General features: G+C 60.8%; 16 protein-coding genes. 12 read left to right on the top strand and 4 right to left on the bottom strand.

The window, feature by feature from the left end; all coding sequences use genetic code 11:
* Positions 1-76 precede the first annotated feature (76 nt).
* Positions 77-811, bottom strand: a complete 735-nt coding sequence (locus AC0L20_RS12375; protein ID WP_473288755.1) for a metallophosphoesterase family protein — start codon at positions 809-811, stop codon at positions 77-79.
* A gap of 150 nt (positions 812-961) precedes the next feature.
* Here AC0L20_RS12375 and AC0L20_RS12380 point away from each other — a divergent pair, with 150 nt between their 5' ends.
* From AC0L20_RS12380 to AC0L20_RS12390, 3 genes are read left to right on the top strand one after another with little or no spacing between them, the layout of a single operon-like run.
* A complete protein-coding gene (locus AC0L20_RS12380) occupies positions 962-2215 on the top strand; it encodes an MBL fold metallo-hydrolase (protein WP_473288756.1) in 1254 nt (417 codons plus the stop codon).
* Positions 2205-3221 carry a hypothetical protein gene (locus AC0L20_RS12385; protein ID WP_473288757.1) on the top strand — a complete coding sequence of 339 codons (1017 nt, stop codon included), beginning with the start codon at positions 2205-2207 and terminating at the stop codon, positions 3219-3221. The genes AC0L20_RS12380 and AC0L20_RS12385 overlap by 11 nt, the downstream gene beginning before the upstream one ends.
* Positions 3200-4213 (top strand): hypothetical protein, encoded by a 1014-nt coding sequence (locus tag AC0L20_RS12390; protein WP_473288758.1) that lies wholly within the window; start codon positions 3200-3202, stop codon positions 4211-4213. Before AC0L20_RS12385 ends, AC0L20_RS12390 begins: the two co-directional genes overlap by 22 nt.
* Before the next feature lie 328 nt (positions 4214-4541).
* On the opposite strand, the gene AC0L20_RS12395 is transcribed toward AC0L20_RS12390, so the two are convergent.
* Complete coding sequence (locus AC0L20_RS12395; RefSeq protein WP_354208893.1) at positions 4542-5051, bottom strand: ANTAR domain-containing response regulator; 510 nt, start codon at positions 5049-5051, stop codon at positions 4542-4544.
* A gap of 74 nt (positions 5052-5125) precedes the next feature.
* Positions 5126-6301, bottom strand: a complete 1176-nt coding sequence (locus AC0L20_RS12400) for a transporter substrate-binding domain-containing protein (protein ID WP_129276036.1) — start codon at positions 6299-6301, stop codon at positions 5126-5128.
* Positions 6302-6710: 409 nt separating this feature from the next.
* On the opposite strand from AC0L20_RS12400, the gene AC0L20_RS12405 reads away from it, so the two are divergent.
* The 9 genes from AC0L20_RS12405 to AC0L20_RS12445 all read left to right on the top strand — a co-directional run bounded on the left by AC0L20_RS12405 (position 6711) and on the right by AC0L20_RS12445 (position 16179).
* A complete protein-coding gene (locus AC0L20_RS12405) occupies positions 6711-8111 on the top strand; it encodes an amidase (protein ID WP_473288759.1) in 1401 nt (466 codons plus the stop codon).
* A 17-nt stretch (positions 8112-8128) separates the two neighbouring features.
* Entirely contained in the window at positions 8129-9124 is a 996-nt protein-coding gene (locus AC0L20_RS12410; protein WP_247288215.1) for an acetamidase/formamidase family protein, read from the top strand.
* A 57-nt stretch (positions 9125-9181) separates the two neighbouring features.
* Positions 9182-10399 (top strand): urea ABC transporter substrate-binding protein, encoded by a 1218-nt coding sequence (locus AC0L20_RS12415; RefSeq protein WP_456769839.1) that lies wholly within the window; start codon positions 9182-9184, stop codon positions 10397-10399.
* A 97-nt stretch (positions 10400-10496) separates the two neighbouring features.
* Positions 10497-11363, top strand: a complete 867-nt coding sequence (locus AC0L20_RS12420; RefSeq protein ID WP_473288760.1) for an ABC transporter permease subunit — start codon at positions 10497-10499, stop codon at positions 11361-11363.
* An 11-nt stretch (positions 11364-11374) separates the two neighbouring features.
* Positions 11375-12448: a branched-chain amino acid ABC transporter permease gene (locus tag AC0L20_RS12425; RefSeq protein ID WP_247288217.1), complete on the top strand. Its 1074-nt coding sequence runs from the start codon at positions 11375-11377 to the stop codon at positions 12446-12448.
* A 2-nt stretch (positions 12449-12450) separates the two neighbouring features.
* Entirely contained in the window at positions 12451-13170 is a 720-nt protein-coding gene (locus AC0L20_RS12430; protein ID WP_247288218.1) for an ABC transporter ATP-binding protein, read from the top strand.
* Positions 13160-13885 (top strand): ABC transporter ATP-binding protein, encoded by a 726-nt coding sequence (locus AC0L20_RS12435; RefSeq protein WP_354208890.1) that lies wholly within the window; start codon positions 13160-13162, stop codon positions 13883-13885. Before AC0L20_RS12430 ends, AC0L20_RS12435 begins: the two co-directional genes overlap by 11 nt.
* A 45-nt stretch (positions 13886-13930) precedes the next feature.
* Positions 13931-14692: an SDR family NAD(P)-dependent oxidoreductase gene (locus AC0L20_RS12440; RefSeq protein WP_354208889.1), complete on the top strand. Its 762-nt coding sequence runs from the start codon at positions 13931-13933 to the stop codon at positions 14690-14692.
* A gap of 83 nt (positions 14693-14775) precedes the next feature.
* Positions 14776-16179, top strand: a complete 1404-nt coding sequence (locus AC0L20_RS12445) for an amidase (RefSeq protein WP_473288761.1) — start codon at positions 14776-14778, stop codon at positions 16177-16179.
* A gap of 440 nt (positions 16180-16619) precedes the next feature.
* Here AC0L20_RS12445 and AC0L20_RS12450 read toward each other — a convergent pair whose 3' ends face one another.
* Entirely contained in the window at positions 16620-17528 is a 909-nt protein-coding gene (locus tag AC0L20_RS12450; RefSeq protein ID WP_473288762.1) for a tripartite tricarboxylate transporter substrate binding protein, read from the bottom strand.
* Between the last annotated feature and the right edge of the window lie 137 nt (positions 17529-17665).

A 17665-nucleotide genomic window follows, 5' to 3' on the forward strand; every position in this document is an offset into this window, starting at 1 on the left:
ATAAGGAAAACAGCGAAAGCTTATCAGTCGAGGCACGGGGGTAGCTCGTGACGGGGTCATTTCTCAAGCTCGCAAACTAGGGAAAGCTTTTGGGGTTTCTCCGCGTTGCAGGCTCGGGCTTCAGTTCAAACTTCGATCCGTCGCTATTGACAAAGAACAGGGGGGCTGGCTGGACCGAACCAAAGGCCGCTGCCGTTAGAGGCCCACCGAAGCAGGCTCCCGTATCGATGTTGACGCGATTGGCTTGAACGTCGGGAGCACGCGTTGCCGTTGGCGTATGGCCGTGCACCACGAGAGCACCGTGCCACAGCCTCGAAGACAGGAATGGCTCACGTATCCACAACATGTCGTCCTTGGACTGGGCCTCCAACGCAAGGCCGGGTCTTACTCCGGCATGAACGAACAACCTGTGCTCGTCGCGAACTTGAAGAGGCAACGCTCTCATCCACGCGAGGTGCTCCGCCGGGAGATCGGAGGGATCGTCCAGGCCGTAGGCATCCAGTGTCTGCTCGCCGCCGTTCGTCCACCACTGAATGAGCTCGGCATCGGAGCGGCTTCGATCCGCGGCGAGGCAAAGCATATAGTCGTGATTCCCCAAGAGACAGCGGAAACGCGACGGGGCACTGGCCTGCTCTCGCATCAGATAGGCAATCACCTGGTCGGAGGCGGGCCCCCTGTCGACATAGTCGCCCAGGAATAGGAAATCGTGTGCGATGGCGCCCGCGGTGCTTCGGCAGATTTCGAGCAGAGACCTGAGCTCCTCGAAGCATCCGTGGATGTCTCCAATCGCGAAGGTCATGCGTTCGTTCATATTGACCGCCCACTGCAAATCAATCTAGCTGACATCAACAGGGGAGCTTCGCTAGGTAGATATTTTTTGTAAATGTTCCATAACGTGTAAATTTCTCGGGGCCTCGATTGAATATAGGAAGATTGGAATGAGTGGGGGCGAGGTCACGTCGTGAGATTGCGAATCCATCGGGGGACGCGTGAGATTGGCGGCAGCTGTATCGAGTTGGAGAGCGAGGGGGCCCGAATCCTGCTCGATCTCGGTCTTCCCCTGAACGCCAAGGACCTTGCTTCAACACCGCTGCCCGAGGTCGAAGGGCTTTCCGTCCCCAGCGCCAGCCTTCTCGGTATCGTGCTGTCTCACGGTCATCGTGACCATTGGGGGCTGGTGCCGAAGGTAAACCCTGCGATTCCGCTCATCATGGGACAGGCGACCGAGAGCATCATCCGCGCGGCAGCCGATTTCGTTCCTGATGCCGTGGCCTTGAAGGCAAGTCACCACCTCGAGCACCGCAAGCCGATCCAGCTTGGCCCCTTCACCGTCACGCCCCGCCTCGTGGACCATTCGGGCTTTGACGCCTACGCCATAGAAATCGCCTCCGGCGGCAAGCGCCTGTTCTATTCCGGCGATCTGCGTGCTCACGGCCGCAAGCACAAGCTGTTCGACGCACTGATCAGCGATCCGCCGCGCGACATCGACCTCATGCTGATGGAAGGCTCGAGCCTCGGCCGTCTGGCCGACAACGCGACGTTTCCGTCCGAGCAGGACCTCGAGGAGACCTTCATCACGCGCTTCGAGGAGACCGAAGGCCTCGCTCTGGTCGCCTGCTCGGCCCAGAACATCGACCGGGTGGTCACGGTCTATCGTGCGGCGAAGCGAACCGGCCGCAGCCTTCTCATCGATGCCTACGCGGCCGAGGTGCTGAAGGCGACGGGGCGCGATAGCATTCCCCAGCCAGCGCCGGGATGGTCGAATCTCTCGGTCTACATCCCGCAGCGGCAGCGCGTTCAGTTGAAGGCCAAGGGGATCGCGCCCCTGGTCGACAGCTATCGCGGCTTTCGGGTTTGGCTCGGGCAGCTCGCCGAAAGTGCGCCGCGTTCGGTCATGCTATTTCGGGGCTGGATGATGTCTGATCTCGATCGGGCAGGCGCGCTCAAGGGTGCGCGGGTGTTCTGGTCGCAATGGGACGGCTATCTGGCCGAGGGCCAGTCCGGAGCGGCCTTGAAGGCCGACTGCGAACGCCGCGGTATCCCGTTCGAAACGGTACACACCTCGGGACACGCCAGCCCGACCGACCTGAAGCGCCTTGCCGCCGCCGTCGCGGCGAAGCGCCTGATCCCCATCCATACATTTGAACGGCTACGGTTTCCGGATCTCTTTAACAACGTGGAATTGGCAAACGATGGCGAATGGATTGACGTCTGAACTGAATTTCCTCAAGCGTGGACTTTCGAGCCCACAAATCGAAGGCCTGAAAAAGCTCGCGGCGAGCCCGACTGACTATTGGTGGAGAGAGGTTCTGGAGAGTACGAACCTGTTGCTGGCGGTCCGGAACGGATACTTGAATGCCTATGTCAAAGGTCAGAGCGTCTTCAAGATTGGCTTTGGCAAAGGCAGCAGCGGCAGCGAGCCCCGCCTTGCTATCCATTACAAGTACCTGGTGAAGCCCGAGCTTGAGACGAGAGACCCGTACGTTTCGTTCAATGGAACGAAGTTTGAAATCGAGCCCAAAGACATTATCAACACCGAATACAAGTCCAAGCTCACCTTGCCGGAGCTGATCAAGACGGCTGCGCGATTTGCCGGGCCCGAGAAGAGCGGCGTGCACAAGATCGCCAGAAAAGAGCCCAAGGTCGTCGATCTCGAGATTGCCTTCACGAAGGCCGGAGAGAACGGCGATCTATCCGCGCCGCGGATGGACATCGCCGTCTTGGTGCCGACGGAATCGGGTGGAGCAGAGCTGATCTTTTGCGAAGCGAAATGCGCTGATAATCCCGAATTGTGGAACAGGGAAAAGCTTCCCAAGGGAGCAAAAACCCCCGCGCTTGCCCTGCAATCCGCGGCTGTGATCGCTCAGATCAGGAAGTATGAGCAGTTCATTCAGGCCAAGGAAACCCAGGAAAGCCTGATTGAGGGCTACGTCAGGGTCTGCAGGAATCTGGTGGAAATCAGCAGTCAAAGCCCGGCCCGTCTGGTCGATAATCTCGTCAGGCAGGTTGCAGAGGGGAAAGTGGAGCTGAAGATCCACCCCCACGTCTATCTTTTAATCTACGATTTCGGCCAGGATGAGAAGGACGGCAAGATCAAGAGCAAGCGGCAGCAGCTGAAAGAAGCAGGGGTAAGGACCATTGCCAAGGGCAAGCCCGGGGACTTCCGGTTGGCCGACGACGTATTGAGCGAGATGAAGAAATGGACTGGTTCGAGCAACTGACGGGTTTCCGCGAGGGCAACTACGCCGACACGCGCGCCAAGCTCAAGGTGGAGGGACATGAGCTCCAGTCCCTCGTCAACGGGAGGAGCTATGGCATCGGCAAGCTCGAGCTGGTGTCCCTGCAGTCGCTGCGTGAGCGGGTGATGTCCCTTGGCAGCCCGGCGGGACGGCTGAAACTGACAGCCGTCAGCGGCGACGTCCGGGGAATGCATCACCTGCCCGCGAACGCCGGCGCCCTGTTTCAGGTTGCCTCCCAATTCAACCTGCTGGAGATGACTGGCCCCGGGGTGGCTCCTGAGGATGGTGTCGCCCGCTATCAAGGCGACCCGACCCAGGGCCCGGCGTGCGCCATCGCTGCCGGCGCGGCCACGATCTACCGGAACTACTTTGCTCCGGTCGGCGACAGTTACGGACAGACGGCAACGCGCCAGCTCGATGGACTGGCCGACATTGGTGAGGCTCTCGCCGCGGACCTGAACAGGCCGGTCGAGGCGTTGTGGCGGATGACCAACGGCTACGCCCTGTGCACTCGCGCTGGCCTCGATGCCATCGCGGAGTACCTGGAGGGTATGACGCCGGATCAGCTCGATGCGCTGCGTGCCAGGCTGCGCATCGGTGTGCACAGCGACGTGGAGGTCACTGACGCCGAGGGCACGCAGCGACCGCGGGTTTCGCAGGTGTTTTGCTCGGCGCTTCCGGTGGCTTACAGCGGCGTTCCGTCGGTATACTGGAAGCCCTTCGCGTCGCTTGTTTTGGAGGCTGCCTATGAGGCCACTTTGCTGGCTGCTATCCTGAACAAGCAGCGGGGCATGTCGAACGTTGTTTTGCTCACGCGTCTTGGTGGGGGGGCTTTTGGCAACGAGGACGACTGGATTGACGCTGCCATCCGGCGGGCGCTGACGACGATGTCGCGTTTTGAGCTCGATGTGAAGCTCGTGAGCTACAGAGAGCCAATGCGGAAAACTCGGCAGTTGGTCCAGGATTTTAGTTGAAGATTGCTTTATCGATCACCCGGGCCCCAGAACGGCTCAGTCGCCAACTGATAAGAAAACTAACAAAAGCTTATCAGTTGGGCGCTGGACGGGAGGTGGATGCCTGATTGGCCCGAATAGCAGACCGCAGCTAAAACCGCTGGAATGTCAACTATGGGGCGAGAAGCCGAAACAGAGTTTGCCCGATGGTGCCAATCAGTTGAGAGCTTTTCAAGCGCTATGCGATGCGCGTGCTACGGCTCATCTTCTTGATGTGACCACGCAAACAGCAAAGAGTCCAGCGGGCATAGGAGATTGCGGCCTGCCACGTCCGCCCGCAGAAGGCGATCTAACCTGTTGCGCGCGGGAGCATGCCCGTTGCCGCAATCTCTGCCGAAAGCTCTTCGATCGTCTTGCGTTGCTCCATGGCGGCTTTTCGGATCAGCGCAAAGGCGGCAGGTTCGGCAAGCATATGCGAATGCATCACCTGGAGAACAGCGGCAAGTACGACACGACGTGACCGCAGGCGTTGCTCGAGCTTGACGATCTGTTGCTTCAATTCGCTTGTGCGTTCGTTTCGCTCGAACGCCATGACGAGCGCTGCATAGATGCCGGCCGATCGCAGCGGCTTGATGAGGAACGAAGCTGGATCGAGCTCGAACACCAACTTCAGGCGGCTTGGGGTCTCGGTGCCGACCAGTGCGATGACAGGTGACCGCGCCAGGTACGCGCGTTGCGCCGGCTGCAGCAAGGGTAGAAACTCGTCATCGATCAGCGACAGGTCCGGTGCGAAGCCGACGTGCTCACCCGGCGTCCATGCGACACCCGCGATCCCGAGACGCTCGAACTGGCGTCGCACGATGATTGCATCGCGTTCGTCCTTGATGGCAACGAGCGCCTTGCGTCCGCGCAGCGAAAACGAAGACGGTCTGCTCATTTCACAACCCGCAAATGCGGCGCGCTCGGCAATGCGCCGCCCACCGAGATCTCCCTCGAAGGGCTGACCGCAACGTCGAGCTGCGTCAGGTAAGGATCAGGCTTAACAGGCGCGTCGGCTTCCCAGAAGATATCAAATTGTCCGTGCGGATTGGATACGGCCAACCGCGGTGTAAGGACGCAATGATTGTTGCCGCCGTCGATCCAGACCGGCCCTTGCGGCGAATTGTAGCGATAGCCTGCCGCGGCGCGCCGCACCTCGGCGATGTCGGATGTGCCCGCGCGCTGCAGCGCGCGCGCCAGCAAATAGACCGCAACATAGGCGGATTGCCCGTCGACGGAGGGGCTGCTGTCGTCACCATACCGCGCCTTCCAGCGTGCGACGAACGCGCGGTTCTCCGGCAGGCGGATGCTCTCGAAATAGGCCGACGACGTGATGCAGCCGGCCGATGCCGGTCCGATGATCGCGAGTTCCGGCTCGCAGAGGCTGCAGCTCAACATGGGAATCTCCAGACCCGCGGCCTTGGTGCCGGCGTGAAAGGCGTGGATGAAGTCGTAGCTCGAGCTTCCGACCAACGTATTGAACACGACTGGCGGTTTGCGACGAACGATCTCGTCGACAATGTGATCGACGGCACCTTCGCCGAGTTCGAGCAGCCGTTCGGCGAGGATTTGGCCATCTGCCGCGCTGACCAGTTCACGGGTGACGCGATTTGTCTCCCAAGTCCAGACGTAGTTGGAGCCGACGCAGAAGATCTCCCGTGACAGATTGTCGAGCACGTATTGGACGAGCGGCAAGACGTTGTGATTTGGAGAAGCGCCGACATAAATCACGTTGTCGGAGCACTCGAAGCCTTCATAGCGCGCAGGATACCAGAGTAGGCGATCGGTGCGCTCCACGATGGGCAGCACTTGTTTGCGCGATGCCGACGTGTAGCAGCCGATGATGTGCTCGACGCGGACATTGCGGATGAGGTCGTCGCAGACCGTATGATACTCCGAGATGACGCCGTGGGGATCGCGAATATGGGGAGCGATCGAGAAATCAAACTCCGCCTGGTTGTTGATCTCGTCGACCGCCATTATGGCGCTCTTGAGGATCTCGCGGCCCATGGCCTGATAGGGCCCGGACTGCGAGCAGATGATGCCAACGGGAACAGACGATTTTGTCATTGCCGACTTTCGGTGGTGCAACGCGACAATGAAATCATCATCGGGGATGGCAGTGCAAGTAGCCTGCCGTTTTGCTGCGCAGCACTATCGAAATTTAGGCAGAGAGCATCGTTGACAATGCGATGGGCAGTTACTTAGACTTTTCTCCTAGGGGTTACCTGCCGAACCTTGCGTGCGCCGATCTGGCCGATGACGTCCAGCTCTTTGCACTAAGTGCTTCGTTCGATTGTGGACCCTAAGCGATAGATCATAGCCGCGGCATTTGAGCCATTCGTCGCCTCATTCGGGAGGGACGGGTGGCTTTTTTCGTTTGCCGCCGGGGAAGCTGGCGATGCGTCCGCGTCGCCAGTGAGGATAGCGCATGCGTGAAGACGACCGTGTGTCACATCGAGTGGGAGGATGATAGGCGATGGCGACAGCAGATCTCCACTATCTAGGACTCGTTGACGTCGGGCGGAAGATCCAGGCGAAGGAGCTATCGCCGGTCGAAGCGACCAAAGCGATGCTCGGGCGGATCGAGCAGCTCGACGGCAAGCTCAAGAGCTTTGCTTATGTAATGGCCGACTCGGCGCTCGCCGAAGCGGCGGCGGCCGAGAAGGAAGTCGCTTCCGGCAAGATCAGGGGGCCGCTGCACGGCGTGCCGGTGGCGGTGAAGGACCTCTGCTGGGCAAAGGGCGCGCCCGCCGCGCACGGCATGACCATCCATCGCGACTTTCGTCCAACCGAGGACGCAACTGTCGTGGCGCGGTTGAAGGGAGCCGGCGCAATCATTCTCGGGAAACTGCAGCAGACCGAAGGCGCTTACGCCGATCATCACCCGAAGATCGACCCGCCGAAAAATCCGTGGAACGCGGATCTCTGGCCCGGCGCGTCCTCGAGCGGCTCCGGCGTCGCCACCGCGGCAGGGCTCTGCTTCGGCTCGCTCGGTACCGATACCGGCGGATCGATCCGTTTTCCGTCCGCGGCCAACGGCATCACCGGGCTCAAGCCGACCTGGGGACGAGTCAGTCGCTACGGCGCGTTCGAGCTTGCGGCGACGCTGGATCATATCGGCCCGATGGCAAGGAGCGCGGTCGACTGCGGCGCGATCCTCGGCGTGATCGCGGGTCAGGACCCCAAGGACACGACGTCGGTCCCGCTGCCCGTGCCCGACTATCTCGCTGGTCTCTCCGGCGACCTGCGTGGCGTGACGATCGGCGTCGACCGGCGCTGTACCAGCGAAGGCCCCGACGGCGATGCGGCCATGGTGTTGGCTGAGGGGTTGCGTGTGGCGGCCGACCTCGGCGCGAAGATCAAGGAGGTCACGTTTCCCGATCCGAAGGCGGTGATCGACGACTGGTTCCCGCTCTGCGGCATCGAGGTGGCCGTCGCGCACGAGGACACTTATCCTGCGCGCAAGGACGAGTACGGCCCGGCGCTCGCGGGCCTGCTCGATCTCGGCCGGCAGCAGTCCGGCATGGACTATCAGAAGATCGTGCTTCGCCGCGAGGCGTTTCGTGGCGCCGTCCGCCTTCTGTTCGAGTCGGTCGATCTCCTCGCGGTGCCGGCGCAGGCATTCGCGGCGCCAACCCTCGCCAAGATGGCGGCCCTCGGCGAGGACGCCTCCCTCATCTCTGGATTGCTCCGCTTTACGTGTCCGTTCGACATGACGGGAAGCCCGACCGTGACGCTGCCCGGGGGCTTCACCGCAAATAGCGGTCCGGTCGGCTTCCAGTTCGTCGGCCGTCACTTCGATGAGGCCGGCCTCGTTCGCGCAGGCGATGCGTTCCAGCGCGTTACCGACTGGCACAAGCGTCATCCCCCGATCTGAGCTGAGGAGCCGATCACATGTCCGAAGACTGGTTGAAGACATCCATCATGGCTGAACGCGCAGTCGCCAAGGGTGCGATCGGCGCGACGCATAGTCTGACCATCGAGCAACAAGGTAGCTTCCACTACGTCTACGGTCCCTATGCCAAGCCGACCTTGTCCATCGATCCGGGCGGAGTGGTCGTCGTCGAGACGGAAGACGCCTTTGGCGGCGTGCTCACCAAGGAGAGCGACAGCCCCACGGCCAAACTGAACTTCCCCTATCTCAACCCGCAATGCGGACCGATCGCCGTCAAAGGCGCCAAGAAGGGCGATTGCCTTGCAATCTATATCCGCGATGTCGAGACGCGGGGTGAACAGCCGGCCGGAACGACCTGCATTATTCCGGAGTTCGGGGGGTTGGTTGGAACAAGCTCGACGGCGCTGCTCAATCCGCCGCTGCCGGAGCGTGTGAAGAAGCTGCATGTCGACAGGAACGGCGTGCGCTGGAACGATAAGATCACGCTGCCCTACGAGCCGTTCATCGGCACAATCGGCGTCTCTCCGGAGATCGAGGCGATCTCGTCGCTGCAACCCGACTACCACGGCGGCAACATGGATCTGCCCGATGTCGCTCCCGGAGCGATCATCTATTTCCCGGTGCATACCGAGGGCGGGATGCTTTACGTCGGCGACTGCCATGCGACGCAGGGCGACGGTGAGCTCTCGGGCGTGGCGCTGGAGCAGCGCGCAACCGTCACGTTGCAGGTCGACCTGATCAAGAACTGGAGCTTCGCCTGGCCGCGGCTCGAGACGAAGGACTTCATCATGACGATCGGCAGCGCGCGTCCGCTTGAGGACGCGGCGCGTATCGCCTATCGCGAACTCGTGCGGTGGATGGCGGCCGATTACGGCTTCGACGAGATCGACGCCTACATGCTGCTCAGCCAAGCCGGCCGCATGCGGCTCGGCAACATGGTCGATCCAAAATACACGATGGGGGCATCGATCCTGAAGAATTACCTCAAGCCATGACGTCCAGACGCTTTCAGAACAGGAGATATCACGATGAATTCGGGACGTAAGCTCAGAATGGTCTTACTTGGCGCCATGCTCGGTACAGTGGCAGGCGCGTGTGTTGGTCGGGCGGCGGAACCGCCGTTGAAGGTAGGTCTGCTCGAGGATGTGTCCGGGGACCTCGCCTTCATGGGAATGCCAAAGCTGCATGGATCGCAGCTGGCAGTCGAGGAGATCAACAAAAGCGGTGGCATCCTGGGGCGACAGATCGAGCTGATTCACCTTGATCCGCAGGGCGACAACGCGCGCTATCAGGAGTTCGGCCGTCGACTGCTCAACCGCGACAAGGTCGACGTTCTGATCGGGGGCATCACCTCGGCTTCTCGCGAGGCGCTACGTCCCATCGTCGATCGCACCTCGACACCGTACTTCTACACCAATCAGTATGAAGGCGGCGTCTGTGACGCCAGCATGATTAGCATGGGCGCAGTGCCGGAGCAGCAATTCTCAACGTTGATTCCATGGATGGTCGAGAAATTCGGAAAGAAGGTCTATGTCATCGCCGCTGATTACAATTTCGGTCAAATCTCGGCCGAGTGGAACCGCAAGATCATGAAGGATCTCGGCGGCGAGGTCGTAGGCGAGGAGTTCATTCCGCTCGGCGTGTCGCAGTTCGCGCAGACCATCCAGAACATCCAGAAAGCGAAGCCGGATTGGCTACTCACGATCAATGTCGGCGCTGCGCAGGATTCATTCTTCGAGCAGGCGGCTGCGGCCAACCTCAATCTGCCGATGGGATCGTCGATCAAGGTCATGCTCGGCTTCGAGCACAAGCGGTTCAAGCCGCCTGCGCTTAACAACATGCATGCGACTGCGAATTGGTTTGAGGAGATCGACACGCCGGAAGCGACCGAGTTCAAGAAGCGCTGGCATGCGAAATTCCCTGACGAACTCTACATCAACGACATGGGCTACAATGCCTATAACGCGCTCTATATGTACAAGGCGCTGGTCGAGAAAGCGAAGTCGATCAAGCTCGACGACATGCGCAAGGTGATCGCGACCGGCGATGCATGCATCGACGCTCCCGAAGGCAAGGTGTGCATCGATCCGAAGAGCCAGCACACATCGCACCGCATGCGTCTGATCTCGGTCGGGCCGAAGCATGAGGTGAAGGTCGAGAAGGACTATGGGACGATCCAGCCGTACTGGCTTAGCGAAATCGGTTGCGATCTCACCAAGAAGAACGACAAGGACCAATACACGCCAAGCCATCTCCCGAAGAAATCGTGATACCTGACGGGCACGGATTTTGCTCGTATTGAGAGTCGCGTTCTGTACAAGGCCGGCGCCGCAACGATGCGGCGCCGGGATCGACAGAGGAACCAAGATGTCGGCTGAAGTATTCTCAGTATTCTATCAGTTCGCCGACGTGTTCGCGTTCCTCATTCTCTCGGCTGCAGGTCTTGCCATCGTGTTCGGTATGATGGGCGTCATCAACATGGCGCATGGCGAGTTCATCATGTGCGGCGCTTATGTCACCGTCGGCCTTGTGAATCTGGGCGTTCCGCTCGCAATTGCGCAGATCCTGGCCGCGCTCACGGCGGGGCTCATCGGTGTCCTCGTCGAGTTCCTGGTCGTGCGACGCTTCTACAAGCGGCCGCTGGACTCTCTGCTCGCGACCTGGGGCCTTAGTCTGATCGTAACGCAATCGATGCTTCTGATCGTAGGCTCCGCGGTGCGGGGCATCGGAACGCCCGAGGGAAGTTTTGCGATCAGTGGCTATACGTTTTCGACCTATCGTCTGGTGCTGTTCGCGTGCGCGGTAGCGGTGCTGGCCGGTCTTTACATCATCTTCATGAAGACGCGATTCGGCGTGATCTCGCGCGCGACGATGCAGAATGCGGCTATGGCGAAGGCGCTGGGCGCGCGCACTGGCCGCATCTATGCGATCAGTTTCGGAATCGGCACGGGTCTCGCCGGGCTTTGCGGGGCCCTCTACGCACCAACCATGACGCTGATCCCGACCATGGGAGCGACCTTCGTGGTCGAAAGCTTTGTCACAGTCGTGATCGGAGGGGCGAACGTGCTGCTCGGAACAGCGCCAGCGGCCGTGTTGCTGGCCATGATCCGGATGGCGCTGAACGCGAGCTACGGCCAGATCATCGGGCAGATTGGCATGCTGGTCGCTGTTATTTTGATCATTCGGGTTCTGCCCGAGGGACTCTCCAGTGTTCTAGTTCGTCGTGGGCGCTAAAGGGAATCGTGATGTTGAAGCTGCTGGAAGGTCCGCAGACCCTCGGACGTGGCAAGGTCTTCTGGTCCAGCTTCCTTGTCGTGCTCGCAGGCGCGCTGACATATCCGCTGTTCGCTGATTCCTACGACGTTGGCAATTTCGCCTACTTTCTGATCTGGATCTTCATGGCGCTCGGCCTATGCTTGATGTGGGGTTATGGCGGCATGCTATCGTTCGGCCAGACCTTGTTCTTCGGCATCGCCGGCTACGGGTACGGCGTGCTCGCGATCAACATGGGCGGCGGCACAGCAACGATCGTCGCGCTGATGCTCGCCGTTGTCCTAGCGATGGTGGCGGCGGGCATCCTCGGCTATTTCATGATTTGGGGCGGTATCAGCGGCATCTTCTTCGGTATCGTGACGTTGTCCGCGACCCTCGTGCTCGCCTTCTTCCTTGGCCAAACTGCAGGGCCGGAGTGGCACATAGGCTCGGCTCGGCTCAACGGCTTCAACGGCATGAAGGGCATGGACCCGCTGACCGTGGGCGACTTGTTTATCGAAGGATCGACGCTGTACTACGTCATGATCGCGTTGATCGTGATCGTCTACCTCGCGCTGCGCATGCTGGTGAATTCGGGCATAGGCAACGTCATCGTGGCAACGCGGGAAAACCCGCAGCGTGCCGAGATGCTAGGTTACGATGTCCGAAAATATCAGCTGCTGACTTTTGTGATTGGCAGCGGCCTGGCGGGCCTCAGCGGCGCGTTGTACACGTCATGGGGGCAGTTCATCACGCCGTCCAGCATCGGTCTGCCTGCTGCGGCGATGCCTATCATATGGGTGGCTTTCTCCGGACGGAGCGATCTGACCGCGACGCTGGTCGGATCGTTCCTGCTGCTGTTCGGCTTTCAGACCATCACGGTCTACAGCCAGCAGGCAGCACTCGTGCTGATGGGGGCGCTGCTGCTCGCCACGGTGATGCTGGCGCCGCAGGGTTTTGTGCTCGGCATCGGCAAGCTTGCTGCTGACTGGTGGAGCGGGCGTCGGCGGCGCAAAGGGAACCCCGTCATGGCGGAGGCTGGTCGCTTGCAATCGGAAGAGACCTGATCATGGCGCTGGTTGAAGTCAAAGGCGTATCCAAGCGTTTTGGCGGATTGACCGCAGTCTCCGACGTCGACCTCACGGTCAACGCCGGCGAGGTCCACTGCCTGATCGGACCCAATGGCGCCGGTAAGAGCACATTGTTCAAGCTGATCGTGGGTCTTTACCCGCCGAGCCAAGGCAGCATCCTGTTCGATACCGTCGACATCACGGCTGAACGTCCATATGCGCGCGTGCAGCGGGGCATGAGCATCAAGATGCAGGCTCCAAGCGTGTTCAAGGAGCTGCCGGTCCAGCAAAACATCCGGATTGCGCTCCAGGAGCGATTGTCCGGTGCGGAACGCATCGCCGAGGAGGATCGCCTGCTGACTCTGCTCAACCTCGGGCCGGACAGCGAGAAGCTCGCGGGTGCGCTGTCGCATGGCCAGCAGCAATGGCTCGAGATCGGGATGGCGCTGGCGCTGAAGCCTCAGCTCCTGCTGCTGGACGAGCCGACCGCCGGCATGTCTCCGGATGAAACGTTCAAGACCGGCGAGTTGATCAAGTCGTTCAATGCCGAAGGCATGACGGTGCTTGTCGTCGAGCATGACATGGCCTTCGTGCGTCAGGTTGCCCAGCGCGTCACGGTGTTGCATCTCGGCAAGATTTTCGCGCGCGGTGATCTCAAAGGCATTTTGCAGGACGAAAAGGTCGCGCAGATCTATCTCGGTAAGACCCATGCTCACTAAACCCAATCCCACTGACCAGATTCTCGACGTATCGGAATTGTGGGCGGGATACGGTGCGACGCCGATCCTGCAGGGCGTCACGATGTCGGTCTCGCGCGGCGAGATCGTCGGCGTGATCGGCCGTAACGGTGTAGGTAAATCGACTCTGATGCGGTGCCTGATCGGTTTGCTGCAGACCTGGCGTGGCACGATCAGCTTCATGGGGCAGGACATCACAAGGCTCGAAGCCGACGCGCGGGCGAGGGCAGGCTTCGGCTACATCCCGCAGGGACGCGATGTCTTTCCGCAGATGACTGTCGAGGAAAACCTGCAGGTGGGAGAGTTGATTGGCGGTCCCGGTGGCAAGAAGCTGCCTGAACTCGTCTATGAGTATTTTCCGCGACTGAAAGAACGCCGACGGCAGGCCGCAGGCACCATGTCGGGCGGCGAGCAGCAACAGCTCGCCATAGGCCGTGCGCTGATCGGCAATCCGTCCTTGATGATCCTGGACGAGCCGTCCGAGGGTATCCAGCCCTCGATCGTCCAGCACATCTGCGAGGCGCTGAGGTCGTTTCGGAACGAGCTCGGCACCACGATTATCTTCGTGGAGCAAAACCTCGACACGATCCTGGCGATCGCCGAGCGTTGTTACATCATGGAGAAGGGCAAGATCACGCAATCGCTGGCGGGTGACGAGGTCAACGAGGACAATGTTCGCGAGCAGCTCCTACTCTGAATGGCCACATAGCATGTTTTCAAGTCGTCAAGGGAGGGAATGGACATGGATCTGGGACTCAAGGGAGCGAAGGTTCTCGTCACCGGCAGCACCAAGGGGATCGGCAGGGCGATCGCTGATACATTCGCGGCCGAGGGCGCGGATGTCGGAATCTGCGCGCGCAACCAGGCAGACGTCGATACCGCAGTCACCGCGATCAAGGCCAAGGGCATCGCCGCGTATGGTAGCTCGGTCGATGTCTCGAACGGTCCGGCGCTCAAGGCCTGGGTCGAGGACATGGCCTCCAAGCTCGGCGGCATTGACATCGTCGTGGCCAACGTTAGTGCGCTGTCGATCGGACAGGACGAGGAGAGCTGGGAGAAAGAATTTTCGACCGACATGATGGGTACGGTGCGGCTGGTCAATGCAGCGATGCCGTATCTGGAGAAGAGCAAGGCCGGCGCGATCGTCACCATCTCCAGCGTCTCAGGCCGCGAGGTCGATTTCGCTAGCGGTCCCTACGGCACGTTCAAGGCCGCGATCATTCACTACACGCAAGGACTCGCCTTCCAGCTTGCCGGCAAAGGCATCCGCGCCAATTCGGTGTCGCCGGGCAACACCTATTTCGAGGGCGGTGTCTGGAATCAGATCAGGGACGGCAATCCCGAGCTGTACAAGAGCGCATTGGCGCTGAACCCTACCGGCCGCATGGGCACGCCACAGGAGATGGCGAACGGCGCGGTGTTCCTCGCCAGCAAGGCGGCGAGCTTCATCACTGGAACCAACCTCGTGGTCGATGGGGCTCTCACGCGCGGCGTGCAGTTCTAAGCATCGAGAGCCCATGGTCACCGGACCGCGTCGGCTGCGGCGCAGGTGGCCTAAACCGCTTTCGACAACAAGAAGGCTGTCAAATGTCAGCAGATCCAATTCACTACAAATCGATTATCGAACTCTCCGATCTGTTCCGCCGGGGCGAGCTGCTGCCCTCGAAGGTAACCGAGGCCATAGTGAGCCGGATCGACAAGCTCGATGGAAAGTTCCACAGCTACGCACTCGTTCTCGCTGAGCGCGCCATGGCGCAAGCGAAGCTATGTGACGCCGAGCTAGCGAAAGGCATCTGGCGCGGACCGCTGCACGGCGTGCCGATCGGATTGAAGGATCTCTGCTACACGATCTTTGCGCCGACTGCGGGCGGCACGACGATGCACGCCAAATTTATCCCGCCCTTCAACGCGACCATCGTGGACCGGCTCGAGCATGCCGGCGCCATCATACTCGGCAAGCTGAAGATGACTGAGGGCGCCTACACCAGTCATCATCCGAACGACGAGGCACCTCTCAATCCCTGGGGCGTCGACTACTGGGTCGGCTCTTCCTCAAGTGGATCGGGCGCGGCAACCTCGGCGGGCCTATGCTTCGGTTCGATTGGCACTGATACTGGCGGCTCGATCCGGTTTCCGTCCGCAACCTGCGGACTGACAGGAATCAAGCCTACCTGGGGACGCGTCAGCCGTCACGGCGTGTTTCCGCTGGCGGACTCGCTCGACCATGTCGGGCCGATGTGCCGGAGCGCGGCCGATGCCGCCGCTATGCTTGGCGTCATCGCGGGCGCCGATGTGAATGATTCCACGGCCCTGCAGGCGCCGGTGCCGAACTATCTGGCCGGTATCGGTGACGGCATCCGGGGCGTACGGATCGGCGTAGACCGCAGCTACATCCAGGACGGGATCGATTCGCAGGTGGTCGCTGCGTTGCTGGAAGCCGAACGCACGCTGGCCGCGCTCGGTGCCGATATGCGCGACGTCAAGTTCCCGGCCTACGAGAAGCTTGTCAGCATGTGGATCCCGATGTGCTCGATCGAAACGGCGGAGGCGCACCTGGAGACCTATCCGTCGCGAAAATCGGAATACGGCCCCGATCTGGCGCAGCTGATCGAGCAGGGCAGGTCGATGAGCGGTGTCGAAATCGCGCAGATCCATCATGAGCGACTGAAGTTTTGCGGCAGTCTCGCCGCCTTGTTCGGCGATATCGACCTGCTGCTGATCCCGACAATGCCTCTGCCGATCCCAACGCTGACCAAGATGGGCGAATACGGTGCCGATCCGAACGTGCTGCTCAGTATCCTCCGCTTCACCGCAGTGTTCGACTTCTCGGGCAGCCCCACTATCACACTGCCGAACGGGATGGCGTCCGACGGCCTGCCGCTCAGCATGCAGTTGGTGGGTCCGCATCTGTCCGAGGATGTGCTTGCCCGCGCTGGTCATGCCTTCCAGTCGGTGACGGACTGGCACACCCGGCGCGCGCCCATTGAATGAACGGTGTCACGGAACACCAAGACGCGCGCGCAATCTCCTAGCCTGCGGAGTCGACTGGAAGATAGGGCTCATTTAGCGAGTCCGAGACGAAGTGGGGTTGGTGAGCGCAGCAGTCAGTCGGCAACCGATATGGCTTGTCGCAAATGGAGCAGTTTCGCGAACTGATAAGGAAATTGCTGAAAGCTTATCAGTGGTGGCCGGGCCTAGATAAGGTGACGCCGCCGGCCCATCTAGCAGGCATGAGTTGTAGAAAGCCAGCTACGGCCATGAGCGGAAGTCAGATCGAACCGCATATCGTCGATCTCAGCGGATGCCTGGGTAAGCCTTTTTGGGAGCCCGAGGGAGCCCCGACGCCACTCGAATTCAATGACTTCCTACCGTCCATAGGACTTGCAGCCAGTTACGGATTGGCATAAACGGCGCGCTCCGATCGACTGAAGCTATTTCGGCTCGGCCAGTTCGCTCGCAAGCGGCTGCAACCCCTTCGTCATATCGTCGAGACGCTTCTGCCATTCGGCTCCGGCCATGAAAGCGAGGACGGGAGCATCACCGGGTGAGCTCCTGATGTATTCGGGATCGCTGAGGCTCTCGGCGATCGCGGCTTCCAGCTTCTTCGCAATGTCATCGGGCGCGCCCTTCGGCAGCGCAAAGCCGCGTTCGGCGGTCATGATGACGGGAACGCCGGCTTCCTCGGCCGTTGGGACGCCGGGCAATGATAAGGAACGAGCCTTAGAAAGCATTGCGATAGCCCGGAGCTCTCCTTTGTTGGTGCCGTGAAGCTCAGGCACTTCGCTCAGGCTGACCATTCCTATATCCAGATGGCCGCCGAGCACGTCGGTCCTCTGCGCTGCTGTTCCGTGATAGGAAATCTCATTCGGCTCGACGCCGGCGGCCTTTGCGAGCATGCGGATGGCCAGATGCCCGTTCGTGCCTGCGCCGTTATGGCCGAACGTGACTGAACCGGGCGTCTTGCGCAGCGCGTCGAGAACGCTAGTGATCGTCGTGAACGGGCTATCGTTGCGAACGACGATCACGCCGGGATCGTCGACCACGCGCGCGACCAGACGGATCTCGTCCATAGTGTACTGGGTCTTCCGCGTCATCGGCAGAAAGTTGTAGCCGGGCACGTTGACTACCCCCATCGAATAGGCGTCGGGAGCAGCGCGTGCGATCGCGGTGAACGCGATCTCGCCGCCGGCGCCGGGCTTGTTGAGGACAACAAAACGCGCGTTTCCGCCGAGCCGCTTCTCGACGAAAGGAAGCAGCTTGCGAGCCATGACGTCGGTCCCGCCGCCCGCGGCGAAGCCAACGACGACCTCGACCGGCTTGTCATCGGGCCACGCGGCCATCGCCGCCCCCGAGGCCGTCAGGCCAAGTATCAGTACGACTGTTCGAACTTTCCCGAGCATGAAGGCCATTCTTTCGTTCCTCGTAGCAAACAATTGCCGGCTGCTGGGACTCGAACCCTTGCCTATCTCGCCCGGCA

The sequence above is a fragment of the Bradyrhizobium sp. Kon58 genome (genome assembly GCF_055807455.1).

What these genes read in the sequence shown, in the direction of transcription:
- AC0L20_RS12415 (WP_456769839.1), top strand. Translation starts at nt 9,182, where the DNA reads ATGGTCTTACTTGGCGCCATGCTCGGTACAGTGGCAGGCGCGTGTGTT.
- AC0L20_RS12405 (WP_473288759.1), top strand. Translation starts at nt 6,711, where the DNA reads ATGGCGACAGCAGATCTCCACTATCTAGGACTCGTTGACGTCGGGCGG.
- AC0L20_RS12400 (WP_129276036.1), bottom strand. Translation starts at nt 6,301, where the DNA reads ATGACAAAATCGTCTGTTCCCGTTGGCATCATCTGCTCGCAGTCCGGG.
- AC0L20_RS12420 (WP_473288760.1), top strand. Translation starts at nt 10,497, where the DNA reads ATGTCGGCTGAAGTATTCTCAGTATTCTATCAGTTCGCCGACGTGTTC.
- AC0L20_RS12375 (WP_473288755.1), bottom strand. Translation starts at nt 811, where the DNA reads ATGAACGAACGCATGACCTTCGCGATTGGAGACATCCACGGATGCTTC.
- AC0L20_RS12450 (WP_473288762.1), bottom strand. Translation starts at nt 17,528, where the DNA reads ATGGCCGCGTGGCCCGATGACAAGCCGGTCGAGGTCGTCGTTGGCTTC.
- AC0L20_RS12435 (WP_354208890.1), top strand. Translation starts at nt 13,160, where the DNA reads ATGCTCACTAAACCCAATCCCACTGACCAGATTCTCGACGTATCGGAA.
- AC0L20_RS12445 (WP_473288761.1), top strand. Translation starts at nt 14,776, where the DNA reads ATGTCAGCAGATCCAATTCACTACAAATCGATTATCGAACTCTCCGAT.
- AC0L20_RS12410 (WP_247288215.1), top strand. Translation starts at nt 8,129, where the DNA reads ATGTCCGAAGACTGGTTGAAGACATCCATCATGGCTGAACGCGCAGTC.
- AC0L20_RS12425 (WP_247288217.1), top strand. Translation starts at nt 11,375, where the DNA reads ATGTTGAAGCTGCTGGAAGGTCCGCAGACCCTCGGACGTGGCAAGGTC.
- AC0L20_RS12390 (WP_473288758.1), top strand. Translation starts at nt 3,200, where the DNA reads ATGGACTGGTTCGAGCAACTGACGGGTTTCCGCGAGGGCAACTACGCC.
- AC0L20_RS12440 (WP_354208889.1), top strand. Translation starts at nt 13,931, where the DNA reads ATGGATCTGGGACTCAAGGGAGCGAAGGTTCTCGTCACCGGCAGCACC.
- AC0L20_RS12430 (WP_247288218.1), top strand. Translation starts at nt 12,451, where the DNA reads ATGGCGCTGGTTGAAGTCAAAGGCGTATCCAAGCGTTTTGGCGGATTG.